We start from the raw sequence: 26490 nt of genomic DNA on the forward strand, positions 1-26490 counted from the left end.
GTAGCGGCGGAAGTTTGGACGCTGAGCGCCAGCGAAACGTCCGAAGGTCACCACCCACTCAGTCCGCGGGCTCCGTCTCGTGGTTCGCGAGCGCCTCGTCCATCTCGGCGGCCCCGGCGCTCGTGAGTTGGTCGCGGAGTCGTTTGGCGACGGCCTTCGCATCCGCCAGTTCCGCCTCTGCCAGCGACCGGACCAGCGCGACGGCCCGCTTCGTCCGGTGGCGCTGCCACGTCGCCTCCCGCGACTCGTACGTCCGGATGCCGCGGAGGAAGTCGACCTTCGAGAACTCCGGCCAGTAGGGTGCACAGAAGAAGACGGCCGCCTCGTTGCCGTTGGCGTGCCACGGCAGGAAGTTCGACGTTCGTTCGTCGCCGCCGGTCCGGATGATGAGGTCGACGTCGCGGACGGGTCGGCGGTAGAGGCGGCGCTCGACCGCCTCGACGTCGATGTCGTCCGGCGAGAGGTCGCCGGCGTCGACGTCGCGGGCGACGTCGCGGGCGGCCTCCAGCAGTTCGGCCCGGCCCCCGTACGCCAGCGCGATGTTCAACGTGAACCGGTCGTAGCCGCGCGTCTGTCGCTCGGCGTACTCGACGGCGTCTCTCACCCGCTCGGGCAGACGCTCTATTGCGCCGATGGCGCGGATGCACACCTCGTTGTCGTGGACCCGCTCGGCGTCGGCGAACTCGTACAGTTTCGTCTCGATGAGGTCGAACAGCGGTTCCAGCTCCTCGCGCGGCCGCTCGAAGTTCTCCGTCGAGAACGCGTACAGGGTCAGTTCGGCGATACCGAGTTCCTGACACCAGTCGAGAACGCGCTCCGTGGTCTCCGCGCCCGCGTGGTGGCCGTCCGGCGCGTCGTCGCCGTTCCGTCTGGCGTACCGCCGATTACCGTCCTGGATGATAGCGACGTGGGTGGGTCCCTCACCGACTTCGCCGCGAAGCAACCGCTCGTACCCCGATGCGAACTCCCGCCGGACCCGCCGAAGCATGTACCCATCGTCACGCTCGCCCCACATGTGTCTTGTGTCCTCGTTCGGCCACATTCGGCCGCGTTACGCCGACGCACACCCCACTACCCGCGCCGGACGCGTCGACTCGCGCGAACCGTGACCGGTTTATCGGGTCCGCCCGACGGTCCATACATGAGTGAGACGCTCGACGAAGACCTCTACAAGCGGACGAAAGCGCTCTTGAAACCCGGCGACATCCAACTCAACGGCGTCATCGTCCACACCGACCTCACCGGACAGGAGGACCTGGAGATGCACGAACTCACCGTCGAACTGAACGACGTCATCGCCGAGCACGCGGGGAAGGGCGAGACGTACATCTACGCCGGTAACGACAACACCGACTTCGCCTCGAACCAGTTCCAGGGGCTGACGCTGGAGGACGAGGAGTTCGTCTGGGAGTGTCAGCAACTGCTGCGAAACGGGGAGTTCAACCTCGTGTTCTACTACGAAGCGGACGCCGACCACGAGGCAATCGTCGAGGACGTAGAGGAGATGGGCTACCGCGTGACCGGCGTCCGCGGCGACTGACCGGTGACCGGCGTTCGTGGCGACTGACTAACGTCTCGTGTCCGCAGCGGCCGACCGACGACTCACGTTCGCGGCGGCCGAGCTATCGTTCGACGTTCCTGACGATGGTTCCCGAGAGTTCGCCGAGCGACTTCTCGACGCGGTAGGTGGGTGTCTCGACGACGATGGGCGACGACTCGGTCACGTCGTAGAAGTGCAGTTCGAGCTCGAAACTGCCGTCGTCGGCGATGGGTCCGACCTCGCGCTGGCCCGACTGCTCGTGCCGCGCCCACGCGTTCTTCCCCGCCTGTGACGCGTCCGTCTCACCGCGAATCGTGTACGACGGCGGCTTCACGTCGACCTGCGACCCCTGTAGCGGGTATCCCCGTTCCTGCCACTCGAAGAAGCCCTCGTCGAGGGCGAACACCTCGGTGTAGCCCGAGTCGATGAGCGACGCCGCGCGCATCGCCGAGAGGTGGTGCGGACAGCCGCAGTAGGTGACGATGCGTTCGGACTCGTCCCACTCGCCGGTTGGGTCGTTCGACTGCCCGTCGGGGGCGGGCGAGAGCACCGCACCCTCGATGTGCGCGGCGTCGTACTGCTGCTGGCCCCGGGCGTCGACGAACTTCGCCGACCCCTCTTCGAACCACTGGTAGACGTCGTCTATCGGCGCGAGCGGGACCTGCGCGTTCGACCCGTCGACCGAGATGGTTTCGTAGCCGTTGGTGTTGTTGTCCGGCGTCCCGGACGACGAGTTCGAACAGCCCGCGAGTGCTGTCACTCCGACGGCACCGGCGGCTGCGAGGAACGTGCGACGCTGCATTTACAGCCGAAAGTAGCTATCGGACGAATAAAACCGTATCGCCACGTGAGGGCCGCTCTCGTGGTTCGACCGTCGAACGCGGCGCGGCTTCGAGACGCTTATTCGTCCGCCGACCGGAGTGTGACCCATGAAACAGGCGGACGCGACGCTCTCCACGCTCGACCGCGCCATCAGCAACGCGTTTCAGGGCGGGTTCCCCGTCGTCGAACGTCCCTTCGACCCGGCCGCCGCGGCGCTTCGCGAGCGCGGCGTCGACGTCACCGCCGAGGAACTCCTCTCGCGCGTCCGGACGCTCGACGAGGAGGGGGTGCTCACGCGCTTCGGCGCGCTCGTCAACGCCGAGAACATCGGCGGCGCGGCGACGCTCGTCGCGATGCACGCGCCGCCGGAACGCTTCGAGGAAGTCGCCGACCAGGTGAACGCCCACCGCGAAGTGGCGCACAACTACGAGCGCGAGCACCCGCATCTCAACATGTGGTTCGTCGTCAGCGTCGCCGACGGCGAGTCGCGGAGCGACTCGGAGGCGAACGGTGTAACCGTGAACACGCGCGTCGACGAGGTCCTGGCTAAAATCGAGGCCGAGACGGGCCAGGAGACGTACAATCTCCCCAAACTGAACGAGTTCCGCGTCGAGGCCAAGTTCATGCTCGACGGACCGATTTCCGATGGTGACGTGGACTGCTCGCATCTCGGCCCCGACGTCGATCCCTCGGACAGGGCGACGCTCACACCACAGGAACGCGACCTGGTCGTCGAGATTCAGGGCGGACTCCCGATCACGGAGACGCCGTACGCGGACGTCGCCGACGCGATAGGTGCCGAGCCCGGCTGGGTCGTCGAGACCATCAAGCGGTTCAATCTGGAAGGAAAAGTCCGCCGCGTCGGGGTCATCCCGAACCACTACGCGCTCGGCTACACCGAGAACGGAATGACCGTCTGGAACGTCCCCGACGAAGTAGTCGAGGAAGTCGGCCCCGCCGTCGCCTCGCTCGACTTCGTCACCCACTGCTACCGCCGGCCGCGACACGAGGGCGTCTGGCCGTACAACTTCTTCGCGATGACCCACGGCCGAAACGAGGAGGAGAGCCAGCGCCGAATCGAGGAGGTCCGCGAGACGATGAACGAGTACTGGGCGGTCGGCGACGACGACTGGGACTCGCTGTTCTCGACGCGCATCCTGAAGAAGACCGGAATCAGACTGGCCGAACGGGCGGAGGCGAACACGAGTGAGTGAGAGGCAGACGAACGGATTCACTCGGTACGTGGTGTGTCGAGCCGACAGACGGGAGTCCGACGACCCCTCATGATACCCCTGTTCCACGACTTCACGAACGAGACGGTGCTCGTCTTCGGCGGCGGGGCGGTCGGCGCGCGGAAAGCGCGGCGCTTCGCGACGGAAGCCCACGTCGTCGTCGTCAGCCCCGAGTTCGGAGACGGCGAGGTCGCAGACGACGAGTTCGGCGGTGCGGAACTCGTCCGGGCAGCGCCCGCCCCCGGCGAGATAGCCGAGTGGGTTGACCGGTTCGACCCGGTACTGGTGGTCGCCGCGACGGACGACGAGGCGGTCAACGCCGCCGCGGAAGCCGCAGCACGCGACGCCGGAATCCTCGTCAACCGGACCGACCGCGCGGGGAGCCGCGACGCCGGCAGCGTCGTCGTCCCCGCAACCGTCGAGGACGGCCCGGTAACGGTGGCTATCTCGACGGGCGGACGGAGTCCGGCGCTCTCGAAACAGCTCCGCGAGCGTATCGAGACCCGACTCGACGGCGCGGGCGCGATGGCCGAACTGACGGGCGAGATTCGCACGGAGTTGAAAGCGGCGGGCGTCGCGCCGGACGAGCGGCGCGAGGCGCTCCGAGCGGTCGTCGCGTCGTCTTCTGTTTGGAAGGCTTTACGTACGGGCGAATCGAAAGCCCGTCAAGAGGCCCAGCGCGTGATACGGAACAGAGGTGAGTCACCGTGATGGAGGAGACCGGCGTCATCTCCGGCGTGAGCGTCTCGCACGTCGACGCGACCGTCGACGAAATCGAGGCGGCCTGCCGAGACGATGTCCGGACGACACTCGCGGACCTCCTCGCGCGAGACGGCGTCGAGGAGGCGTTCGTCATCCAGACGTGCAACCGGGTTGAAGCGTACGTCGTCACCGAACGCCCCGCGCTCGGCGCGGCGGCGCTGGCTGACTTCGCCCCCGACGTGCGCGACGGCGCGGTCGTCACGCTCGACCACGAAGAGAGCCTGCGCCATCTGATGCGCGTCGCCGCCGGACTGGAGTCGCTCGTCCTCGGTGAGGATCAGATCCTCGGCCAACTCCGCCGTGCGGAGGCCGAGGCCCGCGCCGTCGACGGTATCGGGACGATGCTCGAAGACGCGCTGCGGAAGGCCGTCCACGTCGGCGAGCGCGCCCGAACCGAGACGAAGATAAACGAGGGCGCGGTGTCGCTCGGCAGCGCCGCCGTCCGCCTCGCCGAGACCGAGACGGCCGTCGAAGGCTCGACGGCGCTGGTCGTCGGCGCGGGCGAGATGGGGACGCTCGCCGCCCGCGCGCTCGACTCGGCGAACGTCGAGCGCCTGCTCGTCGCCAACCGGACGGTTCCCCACGCCGAACACGTCGCCGCAGAGGTCGACACCGACGCAACGGCCGTTGCCCTCGATGCCGCGGCCGCGGCCGCCTCCGAAGCAGACGTCGTCGTCACGGCGACCAGCAGCGCCGGCTACGTCCTCGACAGGGAGGCGCTCGCGGCGGCGGGCGAGACGGTACTCATCGACATCGCCCAACCCCGCGACGTCGATCCGGCGGCGGACGACATCCCCGGCGTCGTCGTCCGCGACATCGACGCGCTCGAAACCGTCACCGCCGAGACTCGCGAGCGTCGCCGCTCGGAGACCGACGTGGTCGAAGCGATGATCGACGACGAACTCGCGCGCCTGCTCGACGCCTACAAGCGCAAGCGCGCCGACGACGCCATCAGCGCGATGTACGAGAGCGCCGACGCCGTCAAACGACGCGAAGTCCGGACCGCGCTGTCGAAACTCGACGCGCAGGGCGAGATGACCGACGAACAGCGCGAGACGGTCGAGGCGCTCGCCGACGCGCTCGTCGGCCAACTGCTCGCCGCGCCGACGAAGTCGCTGCGCGACGCCGCGGCCGACGACGACTGGACGACTATCCAGACGGCGATGCAGTTGTTCGACCCGAAGTTCGGCGACGGGGCGACGTTCGAGGCGGCCCCGTTCGACTCCGGCGAGCGGCCGGACGACGAGGACGCTCCGCCCCACGTCCTCAGGCAGTACTCGGACGACTGACTCCGATTTTCGGTTCCATCGACTGCGAACGCGGGTAAACGTTAACCAGCCACCGCACGACTTGCTGCGCATGGCCGAACGACTGGACGACGACGAGATAGAGCGCCAACTACCCGACGGCTGGGAGCGCGACGACGACGAGATCGTCCGCGTCTACGAGTTCGAAGATTATCTCGCGGGCGTGCAGTTCGCCACCCAGGTCGCGGAAGTCGCCGACGAGGAGTTCCACCACCCGGAGATAATCGTCCGCTACGACGAAGTGGAGGTGCGACTCACCAGCCACGAGGCCGGTGGTATCACCGACCAGGATACGCGCCTCGCCTCGCTGTTCGACGACGAGTACTGATGGACGCGGCGTACGTGTTCCGCGTCCGCTTCCGACTCGATCCGGCGGGGGTCGCGGTCGCCCCCGACGAGTTCGAGACGGTAGTCCGCAAACCGGCGGCGACGGCCGGCGACGACGGCTGGCTGTTCTTCCTCCACAACCTGTGGCGCGGCGACGTCAACGACGACCGGCACGCCCGCTCGCTCGCCGAGGAGTGGCTCTCGGTGCCCGTCGTCGACGTCGGCTTCAGCGAACTCGACACCGACGAGGCGCATCTCGCGGCGCTGAAGGCGGAAATCGCCGACGACCTGGACCGATTCAACGCCGACGACGTGAGCGAGGTGCTCAACAAGTACTTCGGTAGTTCGATTCGCGTTCGGTGAGCGTCGGGCAGAGTCGGACCGTCGCCCTCCGTACCGCGCGAACCCGCTCGACCCCGTTCGCGCGGCGACTATCGCCGGAACCGTTTTATCCGCGAGTCGGGTAGATAGCGGTCCGAGATGGTCTCCGATGTCTACGACTTCTGGCTGTTCGACCTCGACGGGACGCTCATCGACGCCGAGTGGGCGTACACCCGGCGGACGTTCGACCGGGTCGGCGAGCGACTCGGCCGGACGTTCTCCGACCGCGAAGCGGAGATTCTCTGGCACGGTCTCGGCGGCGCGCGCGACGCCCAACTTCGCGAGTGGGGCGTCGACCCGGCGGAGTTTTGGCCCGCGTTCCACGCCGTTGAGGACCCCCTCGACCGCGCGGAAGCGACGTACCTCCACCCCGACGTCGAGACGTTCGTCGCCGAACTCGACGGGCCGGTCGGCGTGGTGACACACTGTCAGCAGTTTCTCGCCGACCCGGTGCTGGACCGACTCGACATCCGTGACTGGTTCGACGCCGTCGTCTGCTGTACCGACGACACCGGCTGGAAACCCGATCCCGGCCCGGTGAGACACGCGATGGCCGAACTCGGCGTCGACGACGCCCACCGAGGGGTGCTCGTCGGCGACGGGGCGAGCGACGTCGGCGCGGCGTGGAACGCCGGACTCGACGGCATCCACGTCGAGCGACACGACCCGGAGCGACGCGGACAGTGCGTGCTCGCCGACCGGCGCATCCGCTCGCTCGAGGAGTTGACCGGCACGTAAGTGAGAGACGTCGTCGGCGGGAGCTACCGGGGGCGGACGAGCACGCGGCCGTCGCCGAACACCGCGAGAAGATGATCGCGGTACGGGAATCGAACCGACACCGACTTGTGGTGCGACCCGCTGAACCCCGGCCCGAGCAGTTCAGCGAGCGCGTCCGGGTCGACGGCGTCGAACAGCGGGGTTCCCTCCGTCGCCTTCACGCCGCTGTACGTTTCGAGTGCGACGGCGATGGTCGTCACCAGTTCCTGCGGCCCCGACCAGTCGTGGTGAGCGAGCAGCTCCCAGCCGTCGTCGGCCAGAAGCATCGATTCGTCGATAGCGCGTTCGAGGCGGGTGAAACTCTCCGTGCCGGACTTCCGGACGTAGCCGTTGGCCTCGGTCGCTCGGGCTTCGGCGACGAGTTCCGCGTTCGACTTTCCGGAGAACAGCACCAGCGGGAGCGACCGCTCCTTCTCGCGGACGACCGAAGCGAACAGCCGACCGTCCGAGAGCGTCACCGAGTCGCTGACGACGCAGTCGAACTCGTTGGACTCGAGGAGCGCCAATCCCTCTTCGCCGCTCGACGCGTTCGTCAGGCCGAACCGGTCTCCCTCCGGGTCGAGCAACTGATTCGTGAGTTCTGTGACGCTCGAGTCGTCGTCGACGTGAAGTACTTTCGCCCTGCTTGACATAGCCCGCTTTTCGGGAGTAACATGAAATACGTTTCTACTATTCTCACAGTTTGAATTTTGGACTTGTTTTTGTGAGATGTTCTATGTCGATAAAATTTACATCGTGGACACGACAGGCTACGCTGTCTCGTAGCCGACGAGGCCGTCGGCGTCGTGCCCGACGTTGTCGAGAGCCGTTCTGAGAACGTCTACGCTCGATTTCTCCGTTCGGTCCGGATTGACGCGGACGCGAACGTCCTGCCACCCCAGCGAGACGAACCCGAGACCGAGTCGGTCGGCGGTCGTCCGCAGGCCGACGCCCGCGTCCGCGTCGCCGGCGAGGACGCGCCGGGCCGGACTCTCGGAGGCTTTCACCGACCGGTCGAAGCCGTGGATTTCGGCGACGAGGTCGCGACGCGAGACGCCACGCTCGTCGGCCAGGTCGGCGACGGCGGTGCCCAAACTCGTCCGCAGGCCGGAGTTCGAGTCGCGGTTGACGAACCGGAGGTCGTCGTCGACGAGGCTCGCGACGCCCTCGACGCCCGCCGGGTTGCCGTCGGGGACGACGAGTCCCCACTCGCGTCGCCACCCGCCGAGGTCCACGGCGTTGACGTCGCGTTCGACCGGACCGGCGACGACGGCCACGTCGGGGACGCCGTCGCGGAGGCGACGAAGCCCCTCCCTGCTCCCGACCGGGAGGTAGCGCGTCGTCCCGAGGCGGTCGAGCAGACGGTTGAGCAGCGGGTCGTCCTCGCCGACGCCGAACAGCGACGGGGGGCGTACGTCCGGCGAGAACAGCAGCACGTCTACCGCCTCGCCTTCGGCGAGATACTCGGTGTCCGGGTGGACCTCGACGATGCCGTCGGCTTCGACGAGGCTCGTCGTCGCGCCGCTTCCCTTGTCGACGGGGTAGACGAGCGTCTCGCCCTCCTCGTCCTCTACGAGGCCGACCGGCATCAGTCGCATCCGGCCCTCGCCGTAGCGTTCGCGGACGGCCATCCTCCCTCGAACGGTCGCCGTCTGCGGTTCGGGGACCCCTGCCGCGCGCCGAACCGCGGGCGCGACGAACGTCCGGTAGATGGTGAGCGCCGACACCGGGTAGCCCGGCAGGCCGACGTAGGCGCTACTGTCCAACCGGCCGACGAGCATCGGTTTCCCCGGTTTGACCGCGACGCCGTGCAGCAGTAACTCGCCTCTGTCCTCGATGACGCGGTAGATGACGTCGACCGCAGACGCGGAGGTCGACCCCGACGAGAGCACGAGGTCGCATTCCTCGCTCGCTTGCACCAGGAGGCGCTCCATCTCGTCGTAGTCGTCGCCGGCGTGCGGATACAGCACGGCCTCGCCGCCGGCCTCTTCGACGCCCGCGGCGATGGTGTAGCTGTTCACGTCGTAGATCTGGCCGCGGGCGCTGTGGAGCGTCTCTCCGGGCCGGACGAGTTCGTCGCCGGTCGAGACGATGCCGACGCGGGGGCGGCCCCGGACGGGGACCTCGTCGCGACCGAGCGCAGACAGGAGTCCAATCTCCCGCGGCGTGAGGAGCGTCCCCGGACCGAGCGCCCGCGCCCCGGCGGCGATGTCCGCGCCGGCGAACATCACGCTGTCGCCGGGCGCGACGGCGGTTCGAATCTCGATTCTGTCGTCGCCGAGTTCGTCCGTCCGCTCGACGATGACGGCGGCGTCCGCGCCCGGCGGCATCACCGCACCGGTCGAAATCTCGGCGCACGTCCCCGGTTCGACGGTCACGTCGGGTTCCGCGCCCGCGTGGACCTCGCCGACGAGGTCGAGCGTCACGGGGTCGGCCTCGTCCGCCCCGAAGGTGTCCTTCGCCCGGACCGCGTAGCCGTCCATCGACGCCCGGTCGAAACCGGGAACGTCGAGGTCGGCGTCGACCCGCTCGGCGAGGACGCGCCCGCCCGCCTCCGCCAGCGGTACCGCCTCGGGTTCGGGTTCGAGAGCTAGTGACGCGATGGCGGCGTGGGCGTCCTCGGGGTCGGCGAGGTCGCGGAACTCTTTCCTCTCGGTCACGCCGACCACTCCCAGTTCTCGACGGCGACAGTCGCACCCGCTTCGAGACCCTCGCGCTCCTCGGGGACGACGACCCAGCCGTCGGCGAGCGCGACACTCGACAGGATGCCGGACCCGCTGGCGCGCGTCGGCGTCGCTTCGAGACCTTCTTCTCCGGTCTCTGTCCGGACGCGGGCGAACGTTCGGACGCCGGGTTCGCTCGGCACTTTCCGCGTCAGCGTCGCCTCCCGCGTCGGCGGCGCGTCGTCGGGGAGGTGACCGGCGCGCTTGAGCGCCGGGCGGAGGAACTGCACGGCGTTGACGACGCACGCGACGGGGTAGCCGGGGAGCATCACGATCGGTGTCTCGTCGACTTCTCCGAGTGCGACTGGGTGACCGGGTTTCAGCGCGACGCCGTGGACGAACACCTCGCCGAGGTCGTCGACGACCTCGTACGTGAGGTCGCGTTCGCCGACCGACGACCCGCCGGTCGTCACCACCACGTCGTGGTCGCGGTTCGACTCGACGGCCTCGCGGAGCGCGTCCTCGTCGTCGGTCACGACGTCCCGATAGCTCGCGTCGCCGCCCCAGCGCTCGACGAGTTTCGAGACCGTGAGACCGTTGGTCTCGACGACCTCGCCGGGGTCGGGGTCTCGCTGGACGACCTCCTCGCCCGTCGGAATCACGGCGACGCGGGGCCGTTCGTACGTTTCGACCTCGTGGACGCCGACCGACTTCAAGAGGCCGAGGTCAGAGGGTCGAAGGCGGTGGCCGGGGTCGTACAGCGACTGGCCCTCGGCTACGTCCTCGTCGGCGTCGCCGACGTTCTCGCCCTCGGCGAGCGCATCGAACACTTCCACCTCGTCGCCTACCTGTTCGGTGTATTCGACCATCACGACGGCGTCGGCGCCGTCGGGCAGTTCGCTGCCGGTGTGAACGCGGACCGCTTCGCCGGGGGGTACCGATGCTGGGTCGTCTTCGCCCCCCGCGTCCCCCGCGGCGAGTCGGAGCACCGAGGGCGAGCGCCCCGACGCCCCGAAGGTGTCCTCGGCGCGGACCGCGTAGCCGTCCATCGCCGCGCGGTCGTAGCCGGGCACGTCCCGGGCGGCGGTGACCGTCTCGGCGAGCGCCCGGCCGTCGGCGTCGACGAGCGCGAGGCGTTCGGTTCGGTCGTGCGGCGTGACCGCCGCGAGGAGTCGGTCGCGGGCGTCGGCGACGCGCGTCCGGTGTTTGAATCCGGCGCGTCGCAGGTCGTCGTGGCTCATACGCCTCGTTGTAACCGGGGGGACAAAAACGTCTACCCGGCGGCGGTCGGCGGTGCCGAGAGAGGCGGGGGACCCCGCGGCGGCGACGGTGGCGCGTCGTCGGCCGCGTGCGTCGTTTCCCGACCGCCGGGTTTTTCGACCCCCAACCCGTAGCTACGCCCATGTCAGCGCTGCGCGACGCGTTGCGGGACCTGCCCAAAGCGGTGTTCGCCGACCTGTTGGAGAGCGACGACGCGTACCTGCTCGTCGTGGACCTACCCGGCGTGACCGCCGAGACGGCTGACGTGCGATTCGAGGACGGTCGCATCGTCATCGAAGCCCGCCGCGAGAAGAGTCTCCCCTCGGAGTTCCGCTACCTCCGCGAGGACCGCTCCCTGTTCTTGGACGCGGAACTGCCGCTGCCGCCGGACGCCTCCGGTGACGGCGCGGAGGCGTCGATGGAACGCGGCGTCCTCGAACTCCACCTCCCCAAGCGGACGGCCGCCGCCGAGCGGACGATTCCGATAACGGACGACTCCTCGGAGTAGGTGGTTACTCTGGTCACTCCGCGGGCCTACTGGCGGTTCCTCGTCGTCTTCCGCCGATTCCTCCCGCTCATCGTCGCCTATACCCGAGACCGGAATCGGTTCCTCCTGTTCGGTCGCTCGCGACAGGTCACCACCGAGATGCAGGTCGAGCGGGCGGGGGTGTTGCTCGACACGCTGTTGACGCTCGGACCGACGTTCATCAAACTCGGCCAACTGCTGTCGACGCGCCCGGACATCCTCCCCCCGGCGTACATCGACGTGCTGTCGAGCCTCCAGGACGACGTGCCGCCCGCCCCGTGGGAGGAATCGCGCGTCGTCCTCGAAGACGAACTCGGCCCGGTCGACGAGGCGTTCGACGCGTTCGACCGCGACTCCATCAGCGGCGCGAGTCTCGGGCAGGTGTACCTCGCCGAGTACGAGGGCGAGCGTGTCGCCGTCAAGATACGCCGGCCGGGCATCGAAGACCTGGTCGAGGCCGACCTGCGGGTGATCAAGTGGTCGATTCCGCTTCTCTCGCGATTCGTCGGCGAGGGCCAGGCGTTCTCGCTCGACAGTCTCGCCGACGAGTTCGCGAAGACGATACGCGAGGAGATGGACTACAGCCGCGAGCGCGACATGCTCGTCCGGATTCGCTCGAACTTCGAGGGAAATTCCGACATCGTCATCCCGCGGCCGATAGACGACGTCTCCGGCCCGCGCGTGCTCACGATGGAGTACGAACCGGGCGTGAAGATAAGCGACGTCGAGACGCTCGACGAGATGGGTATCGACCGCCACGAGTTGGCGGTGACGCTCCAGGAGGTGTACCTCCAGATGATAATCGAAGACGGCGTCTTCCACGCCGACCCCCACCCGGGGAACCTCGCCGTCGACGACGGCGGCACGATCATCTTCTACGACTTCGGGATGAGTGGCACCGTCGACCCCTACATCCAGGACAAGATCGTCGAGTTCTACGTCGCCGTCGCCAACCAGAACATCGACGCCATCCTCGACTCGCTCGTCGAGATGGGGACGCTCTCGCCGGAGGCCGACCGCGAGGTGATGGCGAACGTGATGGAACTGGCCATCGCCGACGTGCGCGGCGAGGACATCGAGCAGTACCGCGTCCAGCAGGTCGTCCAGCAGGTCGAAGACACGATCTACGAGTTCCCGCTTCGTCTGCCCCAAAACATGGCGCTCGTGCTCCGCGTCGCCACCGTCGTCGAGGGCGTCTGTGTGACGCTCGACCCGGACTTCGACTTCATCGAGGTGGCGACGAACTACCTCTCGGAGTCGGGCTACCGCGAGGAGACGGCCAAGCAGTTCGTCGAAGACGCCGGACGCCAACTCCAGCAGACGACGGAGGCGCTCGTCACCGTCCCGCCGAAACTCGACCGGACGCTCGACCAACTCGAACGCGAGAACCTGACGGTCAACGTCCGTATCGAGGACAAGAACGACGTGTTCGACCGCCTCTCGCGCCGCATCGCCTACAGCCTCCTGTTCTCCGTCGGATTGCTCTCGGCGTCGATTCTGTACTCCTTCGGCAACGACTGGCGCTTCGCCGCTGCCGCTATCGGCATCACCCTGCCGATTGGTTTCCTGCTGTACCGGTCGCTGCGCAAGCGCCGTAAGGGTATCCGCGCCCGCCCGCAGTTCACCCGGCAGAGCATGCGCGAACGCCGCGGCGACTGAGCCGAGCGGCGTCGTCGAGGCTCCGTCGATGTGTCGTTTACGCCGACATCGAAGCGCCGTCGATCTCGCGTCGCTGCCACCCTCTCGACCTGCCGTGTTCACCTCCGAACCGTGTTCAGGCGTTATCGTCGCCAAACCGCCTCTCGCGGCGAGGAGACCCGCGCTCACGACTCGTTTCCAAACCGTTTATACCGCCGCCTCGGTAATTCCGTGGTATGGCGAAACAGCAGAAGCAGGTTCGCGAACTGCAGGAAGGCAGCTACGTCATGATGGACAGCGCCCCCTGTAAAATCAATCACTACAGCACCGCCAAACCCGGCAAGCACGGCAGTGCGAAAGCCCGCGTCGAGGGTCGCGGCGTCTTCGACGGCAAGAAGCGCAGCCTCAGTCAGCCTGTCGACGCGAAGGTGTGGGTCCCGATCATCGACCGGAAACAGGGACAGGTCGTCTCTGTCACCGGCGACGACGCGCAGGTGATGGACCTCGACACCTACGAGACGTTCACGATGCGCATCCCCGACGGCGAGGATTTCTCCCCCGAGAGCGAAATCGAGTACTTGGAGTACGAAGGCAACCGAAAGGTCGTGTGATGTTCCCCGGGGCGACAGCCGAACGCAGTGACGCGAACTTCGTCATCGTCGGTGCGCCCCTGGACATCTCCACGAGTTTTCAGCCAGGGGCCCGTTTCGGTCCCGACCGGATTCGGAAGTACGCCGAAACGTTCGACGACTTCGACCGTCGAACCGACCAGTTCTTTTCGGACCTCTCAGTTCACGACGCGGGCGACCTCCACGCCTGGAGCGACGCCGCCGAGTACGTCGAGTTTCTGAGCGGCGAACTCGGCGACGCCGTCCGCGACGACGCTGTCCCCATCACCCTCGGTGGCGAACACACCGTCACGGCCGCGGGCGTCCGCGCCGTCGACCCCGACGTGTTCGTCTGTCTCGACGCCCACCTCGACCTCCGGAGCGACTACGCCGGCGACGAGTGGAGTCACGCCTGCGTCACGAGGCGCGTCCTCGACACCGCCGACGAGGCGATTGTCCTCGGCGCGCGTACCGGTTCCCCCGAGGAGTGGGAACGCGCCGACGAGGACGACGTGACCGTCGTCGCACCCGAAGACGTCGCCGACTGGGACCCCGAGTTCGACGCCGATTCGTCCGTCTACCTCAGCGTCGACATCGACGGCGCGGACCCCGGGTTCGCGCCCGGAACGGGAACGATGGAGCCGTTCGGCCTCACGCCGCGCGAGATGCGCGACGTCGTTCGGGCCGTCGCGCCCGCCGCCGATGGGTTCGACGTCGTCGAAGTGAACGACCGCGACGACGGCCAGGCCGCGTCGCTCGCCGGGAAACTCCTCAAGGAGTTCGTCTGCGAGCGCGCGGCGTCGAACGAGTAGCCGTCGCCGTCGCTCTCGTCTCGATTTCGGTAGAAACGCGAGCGACGCCGCCGTGTCGTCTCAGCGGCGAAGCACGCGTCGCATCTTGCGCGTGATACTGCGTTTGGTTCGACGCGGTAGCCGTCGCCAGACGCGAAGCGCACTACGGAACTTACCCATCAGTAAGTCACCTCGTGTTTCGCTCGCGTCGTACTGTTCGGCGGCCAGACGGATAACCGCGGTGGCTGCATTCGCAAGTCCGGCCTCGCCGTCGACGCCGCGCGGGATTTCTCGACGCCGCGCGAGGTCCCTGACGAGTGGCTATCGCCGGATTATAAGCCTCGTCGCCCGCGATCTATCGCCGTGATATCCGTCGCGTTCTTCGGGAGCCATCCCCTCAGCGAAGCGTGTCTCACCCAGTTGCACGATCACCCCGACGTCTCCGTCGAACTCGTCGTCACCTACCCGTCGGATGCCGACACCTGGTGGGAGGGTTCGGTGTCAGATCTCGCGGAGTCGCTCGGCTACCCGACGCGTCCGCTCTCGGAGGAGCGTCAGGTACTGAAGTACGACGTCGACTACCTCGTCAGCGTCTACTACCCGAACATCCTCGACGACGAACTACTGGACCACCCCGAGGAAGCCTCGCTCAACCTCCATCAGGCCGAACTCCCCCGCTACCGCGGCAGCAACGTGTTCAGCCACGCCATCATGAACGCCCGCGAAGACGACCACTGGAAGCACGGCACGACGCTGCACGTCATGGCCGAGAAGGTCGACGCCGGCGACGTCGTCGCTCGTGCGTTCGTCCCCATCGAGGAGACCGACCGCGCCCGCGACGTGTACGAGAGGGCGAACGAGGCGTCCGAGGAACTGTTCGCCGACGCACTCTCGGCTATCGTCTCCGGCGAGGTCCCACGCCGTCTCGGCGTCGGGCGTCAGCGGTTTCTCGACCGTGATATCGACGCCGGCCGACAGCAGGTCGGTGCCGACGTCGTGATGCGTCGGCGACGGCGTCGCCACCGTCGCTGCGTCGACGCGCCCCGGGAGAGCGTCGACGTCGGTCACGCGACGCCGCCTCGAAACTCACGGACTACCGACGCGGACGGTTCGAGATTATTTCTCCCCGGCCACGAGGTAACGATTCGAGTAACGACGGCCTACTCGGGAACGTGCTGCCCTCTTGGACGGTCTTCTCCGTAGAGACGTGCTGTTCGCTCTCCGCCACCCGGTACGGGGTTCGTAACGAAGGTCGTTCCGCGGGTTTCGAACGTATGTCTCTGCGCGCTTCTGGCCCCTCTCGGCCGGGTCGTCTCGGTGGTGGCAGTGGTCTCCATTGAGCGCGACGGTGCCGCTCTCTTTGTCGCACGAATCACCGTCCGTCTCGTCGGGTTCTTGAGTGTCATCTACTTCGCTCGGGCGCTCGGTGCGGCGGCGCTCGGGATCTACTTCACCTTCCGGTCGGTCGTCTCGGTTCTCACCTTGCTGTCGTATCTCGGACTCCCGGATGCGACGGTCAAGCGGATCAGTCAGGCAGAGACCGACGACCAACGCGCCCCGTATCTCACGGCCGCGCTGCTCGTCGCCGCCGGAACGTTCTCCGTCGTCACCGCGGTCGTCGTCCTCTTCGGCGACCGGTTGGTGAACTACATCGAACTCGGAATGGCCGTGCCGCTCGTGCTCCTCCTCGTCGGACTCGGCACCTGTCGCGGGATTCTGTTCGGCGCGCTCCGCGGCGAGGACCAGATTTCGGTCACCGCCGGACTCGAGACGCTCGGGACACTCTCGCGGGTCGCGCTATCGGTGCTGTTTCTCCAGATGGGGTACGGACTCATGGGTCTCATCTACGGCTCCGCCATCTCGATGGTGGTGACCGCCGCGCTCTCGTTTTACTTCGTCGACGCCGGGTTCGCGATTCCGACACCGAGGGCGGTCCGTCGACTCATCGACTTCGCCCGCTACACTATCGGGATGAACATCAGTCACCTCACCTACACGTGGGCGGATACGATGGTTCTCGCCTTCTTCGTCTCGAAAGCGTCGGTCGGTATCTACGAGACCTCGTGGCGGCTGACGGGGATCTCGCTCATCGGCGCGCAGGCTATCGGTCTGACCCTCGTCCCCGCGGTGACGCGGTGGCACGAGGACGGGAACCTCGCCGGTATCGAACGCACGTTCGCGACGGCTATCGGGTACGCCATCGCGCTCGTGCTCCCGGCGGTCATCGGCGTCGCGGTCCTCGGTGAGGAACTGCTGTCGGTGTTGTACGGCTTCGAGACCGGCGTGACCGTCCTCTTCGTGCTCATGGTCGGCCAGTTGGCGCAGGCGGTAAAGTACATCACCGAGAACGTTCTGCTCGGTATCGACCGCCCGAAGGAGGTGTTCCGGACGAACGTTCTTTCGGTGTTGGCGAACGTTGGACTCAACTTCCTGCTCGTCCCCTCGATGGGGATGTACGGGGCTGCGGTCGCGACGCTGGCGACGGCCTCCGTCGCCGTCGGCGCGCAACTGTGGTATCTGCGACAGGACCTGTCGCTGAGCGTCGAGTGGCGGTGGGTCGCGTGGCAGGTGTTCGTCGCGCTGGCGATGGGCGGAGCCATCACCCTGCTCGAACAGCGCGAGTTCGTCCCGCAGAACACCGTCGTCGGCGTGGTCGCGCTGGTCGGCGTCGGCGTCGTCATCTACGGTTGCGGGATGCTGGCCCAGCGCGACGTGCGAGAGCGACTCCGGGCGGTGCTCTCGTAACGAGGGTTACAAGCCGTCGGCCGGTCACGGTTCGGCTATGGCTATGCGCCTGTCGACGCTGACGGACCGATTGGACGAGACGCTGCGAACCGACGCCTACGCGGACATCGACGCGAGCGCGAACGGCCTCCAAGTCGGCCCCGAGGAGGCCGAGATAACTCGGGCCGCCGTCGCCGTCGACGCCGCCGTCGCAACTGTCGACGCCGCGGCGGACGCGGACGCCGACCTCCTCGTCACCCACCACGGCCTCTCGTGGGGCGGAATCGAGCGCGTGACCGGCACGCAGTACCGACGAATCGCACCGCTCGTCGAGAACGACGTGGCGCTGTACGTCTCACACCTGCCGCTCGACGGCCACCAGGAACTCGGCAACGCCGCCGGCGTCGCCGACCTGCTCGGTCTCGTCGACCGCGAACCGTTCGGGACGCTCGGCTCGGAACACGTCGGGCAGCGGGGCCGCGCGAGCGAGTCGCTCGACGCGACGGAGCTGGCGACGACGCTCGACGCCGAACTCGACACGGGCGGCCGCGGCGTCCAGGTGCTCGAGTTCGGCCCCGACGAGATCGAAGACGTCGCCATCGTCACCGGGAGCGGGGTCGACTGGCTGGACGAGGCCATCGACGCCGGCGTCGACGCGCTGGTGACGGGTGAGGGTAAGCAGAAGGCGTACCACGAGGCGCGCGAGGCCGGGATACACGTCTTTCTGGCCGGTCACTACGCGACCGAGACGTTCGGCGTCCGTGCGCTCGCGTCGCGACTCGACGACTGGGGCGTCGAGACGACGTTCGTCGACCACCCGACGGGGCTGTGAGCGCGATGCGACGGGACGGAGTGTGACGGAGACGCGACGACACCGTCGCTCGAAGCGGATGGCGAACAGACGACGGCGTCCGCACGCGGCCGGGTCGTCGTACACCCGTACTGCCCTGACCGCGCCGATGGCTCAGGTCACGCGCCGGAGTGGTCCCAGTCCGACAGATAAACGTTCGGCTCCCCGCCGCGGTCGGTATCGTTCGCCCCGCTCGACGGTCGTTCTCTCGTCGGTCACCAGTCGTTCGTCCGTCATCACTCGCCGTTCGTCCGTCACCGCACGTCGTTCGGAAGTTTCTGCGTCGACTCGAACGGGTGAGGACGCCCACTCGGTACGTCGCGTACTCAGCCGTACGTCGACGTGAGATACGACAGCATCTCGTCGACGCGTTCCTCGTCGTAGGTCCAGAAGCCGCGGAACTGGCCGTCCTCGACCTCCTCGGCGACGATCGCGCACGCGGCACTCGTGTAGGTGCTTCCGTCGAAGACGACGAACCACGTCCGCCCGATCTCCTCGCTCGACTCGACGTGGTGGGTGACGCCGTCGACCGGCCACTCCTCCTGATCGTCGGCGAGATAGACGTGGAGGTCGAGGTCGGTCTCGCCGACTAATCGCGAGTAGACCGGCCGCTGTTTCCGAAGCGCGTCGGACGACTGGAACCCGCATCTGAGCGTTCCGTGACCGACGCGCCACGCGCGTTCCTCGATTTCGCGCGACGCCGCGACCATCTGCCGCTTATCGAACGACGTGAAAAGCGTGTTGTCGAGAACCTCGAACAGCGCGCGGTAGCTCGTCTCGATATCGTCGGACCACGGACGCCGAATCGGCGGCGTCACGAGGTGCCGGAACTCCTCGAGACTCAACGCCCCCGCGAACCCGTCGTCGTCGCGGATGACGACGAAGCCGGGGAGTCCGTCGTCTGAAAGCGAGCGCCGCTCGACGGAGACGTTCCGCGTCTCGAACTGTTCTATCGGGACCTCGGCGTCGTCGACCGCGTACACGACGAGCTGTTTTCGCTCCGCCGCCACCGCAGAGATGAACTGTCCGAGTGTCATCGGTGCCTCCGTTTCGGGTAGACCGTTGGGCTGTCGGGGTCATCCGGCCCGTCGAGCCCGTCGGAGTCACCCCATCGCGGTCGGTTCGCCGCGGTTACGTCGCCCCGTCCTTCCCGTCGCCTGTGGCGTCCTCCGCACCGTTTTCCGCGGTATCGCCGTCTTTCGTCGTCGGACCAAGCCGCCCTCGTTGGCCGACGCTCGCTTTCTCGTGCCGCCGGGCGTACGTTGCGAGGTCGTACAGCGACGCCGGGAGCGCGGCGAGCGACAACTCGCCGGCGTCCTCGTCGTACTCGACGTACCCCGCCTCCTCGAGTTTCGGGACGTGTGCGTGACGCAACCTCAAGAGGACGGCGTCCCGCTCCTCGCGTGTAACCCCTCGCCAACTGTCTACGTTGGTCCACCCGGCGACGATGTCGGCCAGCTCTTCCAGCGTCAACCGCCGGAACTGCAGGAGTGCGTACAGGGCGAACCGTCGGTGCTCGTCCGCGAGGACAGTGAACATCTCGTCGTCGACAGCCGTCGCTTCCGAGACGAGTGCGACGTCCGCGTTTTCGTGATTGTTCTCGACTCTACCCACGCGCGACGGTAGTCCGAGTACGTGTAAGTCCTTTTCGTGTAGAGTATCGAACATTCTGTCCCGTTGAATGACGGACCGCGTGGTTGAAACCGCCCCCCGTCGCATCGGGAGACATGAGCGAGGACGGAAGCGACGACGGTCACGACGGTGAAGGAGGCCACGACGGCCACGCGGAGTACCACCCACCGCACAGAGAGGAGTTCGACCACGACCCGGTCGGCCACACCGACGTCCGCAGCGGGATGACCGTCTCGGAACTCGTCGACGAGTACGGGAAGGCGGGCATCGGCGCGGCCGCAGTCCACGAGGCGGTCGACGTGTACGCCGAGATGTTGGCGGACGACAACTGCACGGTGTTCCTCTCGCTTGCGGGCGCGATGGTGCCGACCGGGATGCGGAAAGTCGTCTCCGACCTCGTCCGCGACGGCCACGTCGACGCGCTGGTGACGACCGGCGCGAACCTCACCCACGACTCCATCGAAGCCATCGGCGGGAAACACCACCACGGGGCCGAACACGCCGAGGGGAAGACGCCGCGCGAACACGACGAGACGCTACGCGACGAGGAGGTCGACCGCATCTACAACGTCTATCTCCCGCAGGAACATTTCGCGTTGTTCGAGTCGCACCTCCGTGCCGAGGTGTTCCCACCGCTGGAGGAGGAGGGGTCGGTCGGTATCGAGCGCCTCTGCCGGGAACTCGGCCGCGCAAATAGTGAGGTAAACGAGCGCGAGGGCGTCGAAGAGGACGCGGGCGTCGCCGCCGCGGCGTACGAGTCCGACGTGCCCATCTACTGCCCCGCCGTGCAGGACTCGGTGTTCGGGCTCCAGGCGTGGATGTACTCGCAGACCTCCGAGTTCACGCTCGACGCGTTGAAGGATATGACGCCGCTGACGGACCTCGCCTACCACGCCGACAGGGCGGGCTGTCTGCTCGTCGGCGGCGGCGTCCCGAAGAACTTCACGCTGCAGACGATGCTCGTCACCCCCGGCGCGTACGACTACGCGGTTCAGATCACGATGGACCCCGCCTCGACGGGCGGGCTCTCGGGGGCGACGCTCGACGAGGCGCGCTCGTGGGGCAAGCTGACGAAGGAAGCGCGGAACGTCACCGTGCAGGGCGACGCGACGGTGTTTCTGCCACTTCTCGTCGCGGCGGCCAGAGAGCGAATCGAAAACTGAACCCGCGCGGCGATTTTCGGTCGCGGTTCAGGGCTCGAACGACGAGGCGACGGGCGTGCAGTCGTGGTACCCCTCCTGGTCGTAGCGTTTGACGTGGCCGCCGGTGACGTAGAGGCGGCCGTCGATGACGCCGTCGACGCACCCGACGCGCGGCGTGTCGTCGTCCGGTAGCGAGGTGTCGAACTCGTCGGCTTCGGGGTCGTAGCGGTGGCAGAACGACCGGAACGAGTCGATAGACGGCGATTCGCCACCCTCGCGGAACAGGCCGTGCGAGAGGTACAACTGGTTGTCGATGACGGGGTCGTCGGTGGTGGCGTAGTGGCCGGGTATCGGCGTCGGCGTTACTTCTTCCCACTCGTTGTCGACGGGGTCGTACCGGAAGTTCGTGTCCGTCGACCCCGCGGTGCTCTTGACGCCGCCGACCGCGTGAATCTTCGTTCGACCGTCCACTTCGACGCGCGCGACGGCGGGCCAGCGTTTCGCCTCCGGTATCGGCGCGAGCCCCCGGTCGACCACTTCTTCGGCCTCGGAGTCGAACGCCCAGAGTCGGTGGTCGTCGAACGCCCAGTGGGTCGTCCCGCCGGTACCGTGGTTCGTCGCCGTCTCCGCCTCCGTGTCGCCGGTTCCGCCGGTGACGCAGTAGACGAGGCCGCTCTCGGGGTCGTACACCCCGCCCATTCCCCAGTTCGGGTACGGACAGCGGACCCCCGTCTCGGCGGTGAGGTCGCGCCACCCCGAACCGGGTTCGTAGACGAATATCTCGTCGGTCGGCTCGTTCTCACCTTCGTCGGGAGTGAGCACGCCGCCGAAACTGTACACCCGGTCGTCGACGGCGACACCGCAGGGCCCCCACACGGCTTTCGGCATGTCCTCGACGCGGCTCCACGTGCCGTCGCCGCCCGACGCCGCCGGTTCGTAGCTGAACGTCCGACTCACCGCGACCGTCTCGACACCGGAGTCGAAGCCGCCGAAGTAGAGCAGTTCGCCGTCGACGACGCCACCGCCCGCGTCGCTCTGTGCTTGCGGGAGCGAGGTCTCGCTTCGCCACTGCGACTCCGGCCCCGTCTCGGTTGGTGTCGCCGTCTCCGTGGCGGTCTCGGATTCGCCGGGCGTCTCCGTTCCGGGAGATGTCGTCGTCTCCGCCGGACCTTCGGTCTCGGAGGCGGTCGCCGTCCCCGTGGCGGTTCCGGTCTCGGTCTGGGTGTCGGTCCCCGGCGTTTCGCCCGCACCCGAAGAGCTGTCGGTGTTCGACGAACCCGAAGAGCTGTCGGTGTCCGACGAACCCGAGGAGCCGTCGGCGGGCGCGTCCGTTCCCGTCGACGACCCCGTCTCGGTCAACCCGGACGTCGTCGCGACCGCGGACGTCTGCGGTTCGGTCCCCTCTGTCTCCGATGAGGTGTCCGCCTCCGTCTCCGACGAGGTGTTCGCCTCGGTCTCCGAGGTCGTCTCCGTCGTTCCGGACGGTTCGGACTCGTCGCCCATCCCGTCGAGCGCCGCGACCCCGAGTCCGGCCCCGACGGCCCCCGTGGCGAGGATTGCTAGCACCCGGCGTCGAGAGCGGCCCCCCGAGGACTGCTGGGGCTCACTTGCCGCTGTCGCTCCGTCGCGTTCGTCGACCTGGTCGTCGTTCTCTCTCACATTCGGTCCTTTCGTTTCGAGGACGATATGAGTTTATTTCTGTCACCACAGTCACGGCTGTCCCGAAATTCGTTTCCGATCGACACTCGTCTCCGTCTGTTCGACCGACATCGGCCCTCTCGTACCGGATTTCGAGTGTGAGTGGTCGCCACGGTAAGCGGTACACGGAACGCCTATACGTGTTTGGCATCTCGAACACGTATGAACTACGAATCATCTCTCAACCGAGCGATGGACGCGACGGACTCGCGAGCGACCGAGGACAAACGGCTCCGGTTCCCCGACCCCGTGGGTGAGACCGACGGCGCGTTCACGCGCCTGACGAACCTCGGCGACATCGCCGAAGCGCTCTCGCGCGACCCCGAACACCTCCACAGCGCGATTCAGCGCCAGTTCGCGACGAACGGCCAGTTCGACGGCCAGCGCGCGCGCTACAACGGGTCGTTCAGCGTCGCCGACTTCGACACGGCCATCCGCGAGTACGCCGACGAGTTCGTCATCTGCTCGGAGTGCGGCCTCCCCGACACCGTCCTCCGAACCGAAGACGGCGTCGAGATGCTGCGCTGTGAGGCCTGCGGCGCGTTCCGCCCGGTCCAGAAGCGGACGTCCTCGGCCTCGCGCAACACCCCGACGCTCGAGGAGGGGAAGACGTACGAGTTCGAGATCACCGGGACCGGACGAAAGGGCGACGGCGTCGCCGAAGTCGGCAAGTACACCGTCTTCGTCTCCGGCGCACAGGAGGGCCAGACGGTGAAGGCCTCCGTCTACAACATCAGCGGGTCGCTCGCGTTCGCCCGCCCCGTCTAACTCTGCACACCGGCGACTCTCGTTTCCGGTTTTTTGTCACCTTTCGCCGCTGTTAGTCGCTTTTCGTCGCTTCCGCATGGACGCCCGTTCACAGCGACCGCTCCGGGTCACCGTGCAGCAGCATATCCGAGAACATCCGCTTGAACGCCGCTTCGTCGACGGACTCGACGACGCGCGTTCGCGGTTCGCCGCCGGTGATGCCGAGTTCGTCGACGAGACTGTAGCCGCGGGTCATCCCCTCTCGCTCGTCGACGTCGACGAAGTACGTTCCCGCCTCGGTCACGAGGTCCGGATTCAGGAGACAGGCGACCGCCAACGAGTCCGGTTGCGTCGTCGCGTCGACGCCGAGGCGCTCTTCCGAGAACTCGCGGGCGTGGCTCGTGATGGCCGTGAAAAAGTCCGCGTACGGGCTGTCGGCCTCCTCGAACGGTTCCAGTTCGTCGGCCTCGAACGTCCCCTGTCGAATCGTCAGCCCCCAGTCGACGAGATTCACGTCGAGTTCGTCCATCACGATTTTCGCGGCGTCCGGGTCGACCCAGAAGTTGAACTCCGCGGCGGGCGTGTCGTTGCCGAGCGTGTTCGCCGCACCGCCCATCACCCACACCTCGTCGAGCAAGTCGTTCAGGTCGGGTTCGCGGCGGATCGCCAGCGCGATATTGGTCAGCGGGCCGATGCAGGCGAGACTCACCTCGCCGGGAGCGTCGCGGGCCGTCTCGACGATTCTGTCGACGGCGTGGCCGTCGGCGGAGGGGATTCCGGTGTCGGGGTAGAGTTCGCCGCCCAACCCGCCGTCGCCGTGGACGTGGTCTACGTGCTCGAACTCCTTGACCAGCGGGCGACGCGCGCCCTCGTACACTGGCACTTCGTCGGCCGCGTCCGCGAGGCCGAGCGTGTACTTCGCGTTCTCGACTTCGTAGTCGAACTCGACGTTTCCGGCGACGATAGTAAGCGCCTCCAGTTCGAGAGAGTCGGCCAGCGCGGCCATCAGGATGGCCTGCGTGTCGTCGCCCGCGGTGTCCGTGTCGACGATGAGTCGGCGTGCCATGTCGGCGAGTCGGTCGGTGGGACCTTAACGCTCCCGCGGTATTCGAACCCATGGACCCGGCGCTCGGCGACCGACTGACCGCCGCGATCGACGCAGAACCGGTCGAACTGAGGGAACTCGACGGTGGGATGATCGGGGCGGTGTACCGTGTCGACCTCGACGACGGCCGAACGGTCGTCGCGAAAGTCGGCGAGACGCCCCTCGACGTGGAGGCGTTCATGCTCCGCTATCTCGCCGACGAGAGCGACCTTCCTGTTCCGGCGGTCCTGTACGCGGACCCCGACTTGCTCGTCCTCTCGTACGTCGACGGTGAGTCGAGTTTCTCGTCGGCGGCCGAACGCGACGCCGCGGACCACCTCTGTCGACTCCACGACGTGAGCGCAGACGCGTTCGGATTCCCGCGAGACACGCTCACCGGTCCGGTCCGCCAACCGAACCCGTGGACCGACTCGTGGGCCGAGTTCTTCGGCGAGTATCGGCTTCGACACGTCGCCGACCTCGCCGTCGACGACGGGTCGCTCTCGGCGTCGCTTTGCGAGCGTGTCGACGCCGTTGCGGCGGACCTCGATTCGTTGCTCACCGAACCCGACTCCCCATCACTGATTCACGGCGACGTGTGGACGACGAACCTCCTCGCCCGCGACGACGAGATTCGGGCGTTTCTCGACCCCGCGTGTTACTACGCGCACCCGGAGGTCGAACTGGCGTACGTCGACTGGACGGACACCTTCGGCGACGCATTTTTCACTCGGTATCGGGAGTCCCGCGTCGTCGAATCCGGCTTCTTCGAGCACCGACGCTTCGTTTACCGGCTCTACCCGCTGCTGGTTCACGTGTACCTGTTCGACGGGCGGTATCCGGACGCGTTGGCGAAGACGCTGGCGCGGCTCGGGTACTGAGCGGGTGGACACGAACTGACTCGGAGAGGAACTGTCCCGAGGGTGCAGAGCGCTTCTGGGGACCTCCTATACTTCGCTGGAGCGGACAGTGCTCGTGGACATCGAGCGACGCGCGGAACGAAAGAGTTGCTCACTCGCGCGGAAATCATCGTCCACCGGTCACTCACTCTCATCCGACCAGTACTAACCATTTTCCATCTGACGAGTGTACTGTACTACACTCCAATGACTGAAATTCTGACGGACAATCGACGGAAGCTACTCGCAGAGTCGGTGGCGCTCGCGGTTCGAGAGCCCATCAAACAGGCCGTGAAGGAAGCGATAGCGGAGTCACAGGTGACCCAGCGTCCCCGGCGCCGCGGTCGCCGGGGCTCCGGCATCTTCCTCCTCGGCGTCGGCATCGCGGCCGGGTACGCCCTCCGCGGCCGAGGCGTCGCCTCGCGGTTCGTCCCGTTCGGCGGCACGTCCGGAGAGCAGTCGACGGGACTGACCGAGACAGAGGTGGGGGAGATAGCGGAACGAATCGAAAGCCCGACCGCGGTCGAGGGGGCCGACGAGACGCAGGGGACCGACGCCGACGGGTCGTCGGGCGGCCGTCTCCGGCGGTTGCTCCTCATCGGTAGCCTCGCCGCGGTTGGCTACGTCCTGCGCTCGCGCTCGGGGTCGAGGTCGCAGTCGCCCGAGGAACTCGCCGGCGACGCCGCCGAGGGGGCACGCACCGCCGCCGACGAGGCCTCCGAGCGGACCGACGAGGCGGCCGACCAGGTCGAGAGCGTCTCCGGGAAGGCTGCCGGCCGGGTCGAGAGCGTCTCCGGGAAGGCTGCCGACCGAATCGCACAGGCCGGTGAGACGGTCGCCGAGTTGATCGAGGTGCGCGGCAGCGAGACTGCCGACCGAATCGAGACGGCGGGCGAGACCGCCGAGACCGTCGCCGAGGCGGAAGCGGAGATGGCAGAGACGCTCGAAGACGGCACGAGCGGCGAGGACGTCAGTCCCGAGGACGACGGTGAGGCGGATGAGGGCGACGAGGAGAACTGAGGACCCCTCGGCCGCCGGAGCCGGCCCGACGACGACGCCGACCCCAGCCGACCGCCGATTTCCGAGGGGTGCGATAGACCA

General features: G+C 67.3%; 26 protein-coding genes and 2 pseudogenes. 18 read left to right on the plus strand and 10 right to left on the minus strand.

Annotation, left to right across the window (positions count from 1 at the left end; genetic code table 11):
* Positions 1 to 58: 58 nt before the first annotated feature.
* A complete protein-coding gene (gene uppS, locus LAQ74_RS02325; protein WP_224334563.1) occupies positions 59 to 988 on the minus strand; it encodes a polyprenyl diphosphate synthase in 930 nt (309 codons plus the stop codon).
* A 153-nt stretch (positions 989 to 1141) separates the two neighbouring features.
* On the opposite strand from uppS, the gene LAQ74_RS02330 reads away from it, so the two are divergent.
* Positions 1142 to 1540, plus strand: a complete 399-nt coding sequence (locus LAQ74_RS02330; protein ID WP_224334565.1) for a DUF5778 family protein — start codon at positions 1142 to 1144, stop codon at positions 1538 to 1540.
* A gap of 82 nt (positions 1541 to 1622) precedes the next feature.
* On the opposite strand, the gene LAQ74_RS02335 is transcribed toward LAQ74_RS02330, so the two are convergent.
* On the minus strand, positions 1623 to 2342 hold the full coding sequence (locus tag LAQ74_RS02335) for a rhodanese-like domain-containing protein (protein WP_224334567.1): 720 nt from the start codon (positions 2340 to 2342) through the stop codon (positions 1623 to 1625).
* Positions 2343 to 2469: 127 nt separating this feature from the next.
* Between LAQ74_RS02335 and ahbB the strand changes: the two genes are divergently transcribed.
* From ahbB to LAQ74_RS02365, 6 genes are all read left to right on the plus strand, one after another.
* Positions 2470 to 3576, plus strand: a complete 1107-nt coding sequence (ahbB, locus tag LAQ74_RS02340; protein WP_224334569.1) for a siroheme decarboxylase subunit beta — start codon at positions 2470 to 2472, stop codon at positions 3574 to 3576.
* A 69-nt stretch (positions 3577 to 3645) separates the two neighbouring features.
* Complete coding sequence (locus tag LAQ74_RS02345) at positions 3646 to 4305, plus strand: precorrin-2 dehydrogenase/sirohydrochlorin ferrochelatase family protein (protein ID WP_224334571.1); 660 nt, start codon at positions 3646 to 3648, stop codon at positions 4303 to 4305.
* Positions 4305 to 5645, plus strand: a complete 1341-nt coding sequence (gene hemA / locus LAQ74_RS02350) for a glutamyl-tRNA reductase (RefSeq protein ID WP_224334573.1) — start codon at positions 4305 to 4307, stop codon at positions 5643 to 5645. The genes LAQ74_RS02345 and hemA overlap by 1 nt, the downstream gene beginning before the upstream one ends.
* A 70-nt stretch (positions 5646 to 5715) precedes the next feature.
* Entirely contained in the window at positions 5716 to 5991 is a 276-nt protein-coding gene (locus tag LAQ74_RS02355; protein WP_224334581.1) for a 4a-hydroxytetrahydrobiopterin dehydratase, read from the plus strand.
* Positions 5991 to 6353, plus strand: coding sequence for an LWR-salt protein (gene lwrS / locus LAQ74_RS02360; protein WP_224334583.1), 363 nt, complete (start codon positions 5991 to 5993; stop codon positions 6351 to 6353). The genes LAQ74_RS02355 and lwrS overlap by 1 nt, the downstream gene beginning before the upstream one ends.
* A 117-nt stretch (positions 6354 to 6470) precedes the next feature.
* Positions 6471 to 7109 carry an HAD family hydrolase gene (locus tag LAQ74_RS02365; protein ID WP_224334585.1) on the plus strand — a complete coding sequence of 213 codons (639 nt, stop codon included), beginning with the start codon at positions 6471 to 6473 and terminating at the stop codon, positions 7107 to 7109.
* Positions 7110 to 7132: 23 nt separating this feature from the next.
* On the opposite strand, the gene LAQ74_RS02370 is transcribed toward LAQ74_RS02365, so the two are convergent.
* The 3 genes from LAQ74_RS02370 to LAQ74_RS02380 all read right to left on the minus strand — a co-directional run bounded on the left by LAQ74_RS02370 (position 7133) and on the right by LAQ74_RS02380 (position 11031).
* Positions 7133 to 7780: a HalOD1 output domain-containing protein gene (locus tag LAQ74_RS02370; protein ID WP_224334587.1), complete on the minus strand. Its 648-nt coding sequence runs from the start codon at positions 7778 to 7780 to the stop codon at positions 7133 to 7135.
* Positions 7781 to 7897: 117 nt separating this feature from the next.
* Entirely contained in the window at positions 7898 to 9787 is a 1890-nt protein-coding gene (locus tag LAQ74_RS02375; protein ID WP_224334588.1) for a molybdopterin biosynthesis protein, read from the minus strand.
* Positions 9784 to 11031, minus strand: a complete 1248-nt coding sequence (locus tag LAQ74_RS02380) for a molybdopterin molybdotransferase MoeA (RefSeq protein ID WP_224334590.1) — start codon at positions 11029 to 11031, stop codon at positions 9784 to 9786. The genes LAQ74_RS02375 and LAQ74_RS02380 overlap by 4 nt, the downstream gene beginning before the upstream one ends.
* A 161-nt stretch (positions 11032 to 11192) precedes the next feature.
* Here LAQ74_RS02380 and LAQ74_RS02385 point away from each other — a divergent pair, with 161 nt between their 5' ends.
* The 5 genes and pseudogenes from LAQ74_RS02385 to LAQ74_RS20560 form a co-directional block, all read left to right on the plus strand.
* Positions 11193 to 11558, plus strand: coding sequence for an Hsp20/alpha crystallin family protein (locus LAQ74_RS02385; RefSeq protein WP_224334592.1), 366 nt, complete (start codon positions 11193 to 11195; stop codon positions 11556 to 11558).
* On the plus strand, positions 11559 to 13235 hold the full coding sequence (locus tag LAQ74_RS02390) for an ABC1 kinase family protein (protein WP_224334594.1): 1677 nt from the start codon (positions 11559 to 11561) through the stop codon (positions 13233 to 13235). It begins immediately after the preceding gene.
* 215 nt (positions 13236 to 13450) lie between these two features.
* Positions 13451 to 13825, plus strand: coding sequence for a translation initiation factor IF-5A (locus tag LAQ74_RS02395; RefSeq protein WP_224334596.1), 375 nt, complete (start codon positions 13451 to 13453; stop codon positions 13823 to 13825).
* The gene (gene speB / locus LAQ74_RS02400) at positions 13825 to 14634 is read left to right on the plus strand and encodes an agmatinase (RefSeq protein WP_224334598.1); all 810 of its coding nucleotides are present in this window, start codon (positions 13825 to 13827) and stop codon (positions 14632 to 14634) included. The genes LAQ74_RS02395 and speB overlap by 1 nt, the downstream gene beginning before the upstream one ends.
* A 477-nt stretch (positions 14635 to 15111) precedes the next feature.
* Positions 15112 to 15489 (plus strand): annotated as a pseudogene (locus LAQ74_RS20560) (formyltransferase family protein); the annotation flags it as partial.
* 96 nt (positions 15490 to 15585) lie between these two features.
* Here the strand turns inward: LAQ74_RS20560 and LAQ74_RS20565 are convergent.
* Positions 15586 to 15681, minus strand: a pseudogene (locus tag LAQ74_RS20565) (hypothetical protein); the annotation flags it as partial.
* Between the two features lie 258 nt (positions 15682 to 15939).
* On the opposite strand from LAQ74_RS20565, the gene LAQ74_RS02415 reads away from it, so the two are divergent.
* On the plus strand, positions 15940 to 17358 hold the full coding sequence (locus tag LAQ74_RS02415) for a flippase (protein WP_224334600.1): 1419 nt from the start codon (positions 15940 to 15942) through the stop codon (positions 17356 to 17358).
* Positions 17359 to 17401: 43 nt separating this feature from the next.
* Positions 17402 to 18169: a Nif3-like dinuclear metal center hexameric protein gene (locus LAQ74_RS02420; protein WP_224337347.1), complete on the plus strand. Its 768-nt coding sequence runs from the start codon at positions 17402 to 17404 to the stop codon at positions 18167 to 18169.
* Between the two features lie 344 nt (positions 18170 to 18513).
* On the opposite strand, the gene LAQ74_RS02425 is transcribed toward LAQ74_RS02420, so the two are convergent.
* Both LAQ74_RS02425 and LAQ74_RS02430 read right to left on the minus strand, forming a co-directional pair.
* Positions 18514 to 19224 carry a DICT sensory domain-containing protein gene (locus tag LAQ74_RS02425; RefSeq protein WP_224334602.1) on the minus strand — a complete coding sequence of 237 codons (711 nt, stop codon included), beginning with the start codon at positions 19222 to 19224 and terminating at the stop codon, positions 18514 to 18516.
* A 94-nt stretch (positions 19225 to 19318) separates the two neighbouring features.
* Positions 19319 to 19801: a DUF7344 domain-containing protein gene (locus LAQ74_RS02430; RefSeq protein WP_224334604.1), complete on the minus strand. Its 483-nt coding sequence runs from the start codon at positions 19799 to 19801 to the stop codon at positions 19319 to 19321.
* A 113-nt stretch (positions 19802 to 19914) separates the two neighbouring features.
* Between LAQ74_RS02430 and LAQ74_RS02435 the strand changes: the two genes are divergently transcribed.
* On the plus strand, positions 19915 to 20982 hold the full coding sequence (locus LAQ74_RS02435) for a deoxyhypusine synthase (RefSeq protein WP_224334606.1): 1068 nt from the start codon (positions 19915 to 19917) through the stop codon (positions 20980 to 20982).
* Between the two features lie 27 nt (positions 20983 to 21009).
* On the opposite strand, the gene LAQ74_RS02440 is transcribed toward LAQ74_RS02435, so the two are convergent.
* Positions 21010 to 22620 carry a Kelch repeat-containing protein gene (locus LAQ74_RS02440; RefSeq protein ID WP_224334608.1) on the minus strand — a complete coding sequence of 537 codons (1611 nt, stop codon included), beginning with the start codon at positions 22618 to 22620 and terminating at the stop codon, positions 21010 to 21012.
* 201 nt (positions 22621 to 22821) lie between these two features.
* Between LAQ74_RS02440 and LAQ74_RS02445 the strand changes: the two genes are divergently transcribed.
* Positions 22822 to 23427 carry a translation initiation factor IF-2 subunit beta gene (locus LAQ74_RS02445; protein ID WP_224334610.1) on the plus strand — a complete coding sequence of 202 codons (606 nt, stop codon included), beginning with the start codon at positions 22822 to 22824 and terminating at the stop codon, positions 23425 to 23427.
* 88 nt (positions 23428 to 23515) lie between these two features.
* Here LAQ74_RS02445 and LAQ74_RS02450 read toward each other — a convergent pair whose 3' ends face one another.
* Complete coding sequence (locus LAQ74_RS02450; RefSeq protein WP_224334612.1) at positions 23516 to 24472, minus strand: nucleoside hydrolase; 957 nt, start codon at positions 24470 to 24472, stop codon at positions 23516 to 23518.
* Between the two features lie 50 nt (positions 24473 to 24522).
* On the opposite strand from LAQ74_RS02450, the gene LAQ74_RS02455 reads away from it, so the two are divergent.
* Positions 24523 to 25371, plus strand: coding sequence for a fructosamine kinase family protein (locus LAQ74_RS02455; RefSeq protein ID WP_224334614.1), 849 nt, complete (start codon positions 24523 to 24525; stop codon positions 25369 to 25371).
* A gap of 225 nt (positions 25372 to 25596) precedes the next feature.
* Positions 25597 to 26409 (plus strand): hypothetical protein, encoded by an 813-nt coding sequence (locus LAQ74_RS02460; RefSeq protein ID WP_224334616.1) that lies wholly within the window; start codon positions 25597 to 25599, stop codon positions 26407 to 26409.
* Positions 26410 to 26490: the final 81 nt, after the last annotated feature.

This window comes from Haloprofundus halobius, assembly GCF_020097835.1.
GTDB lineage: Archaea > Halobacteriota > Halobacteria > Halobacteriales > Haloferacaceae > Haloprofundus > Haloprofundus halobius.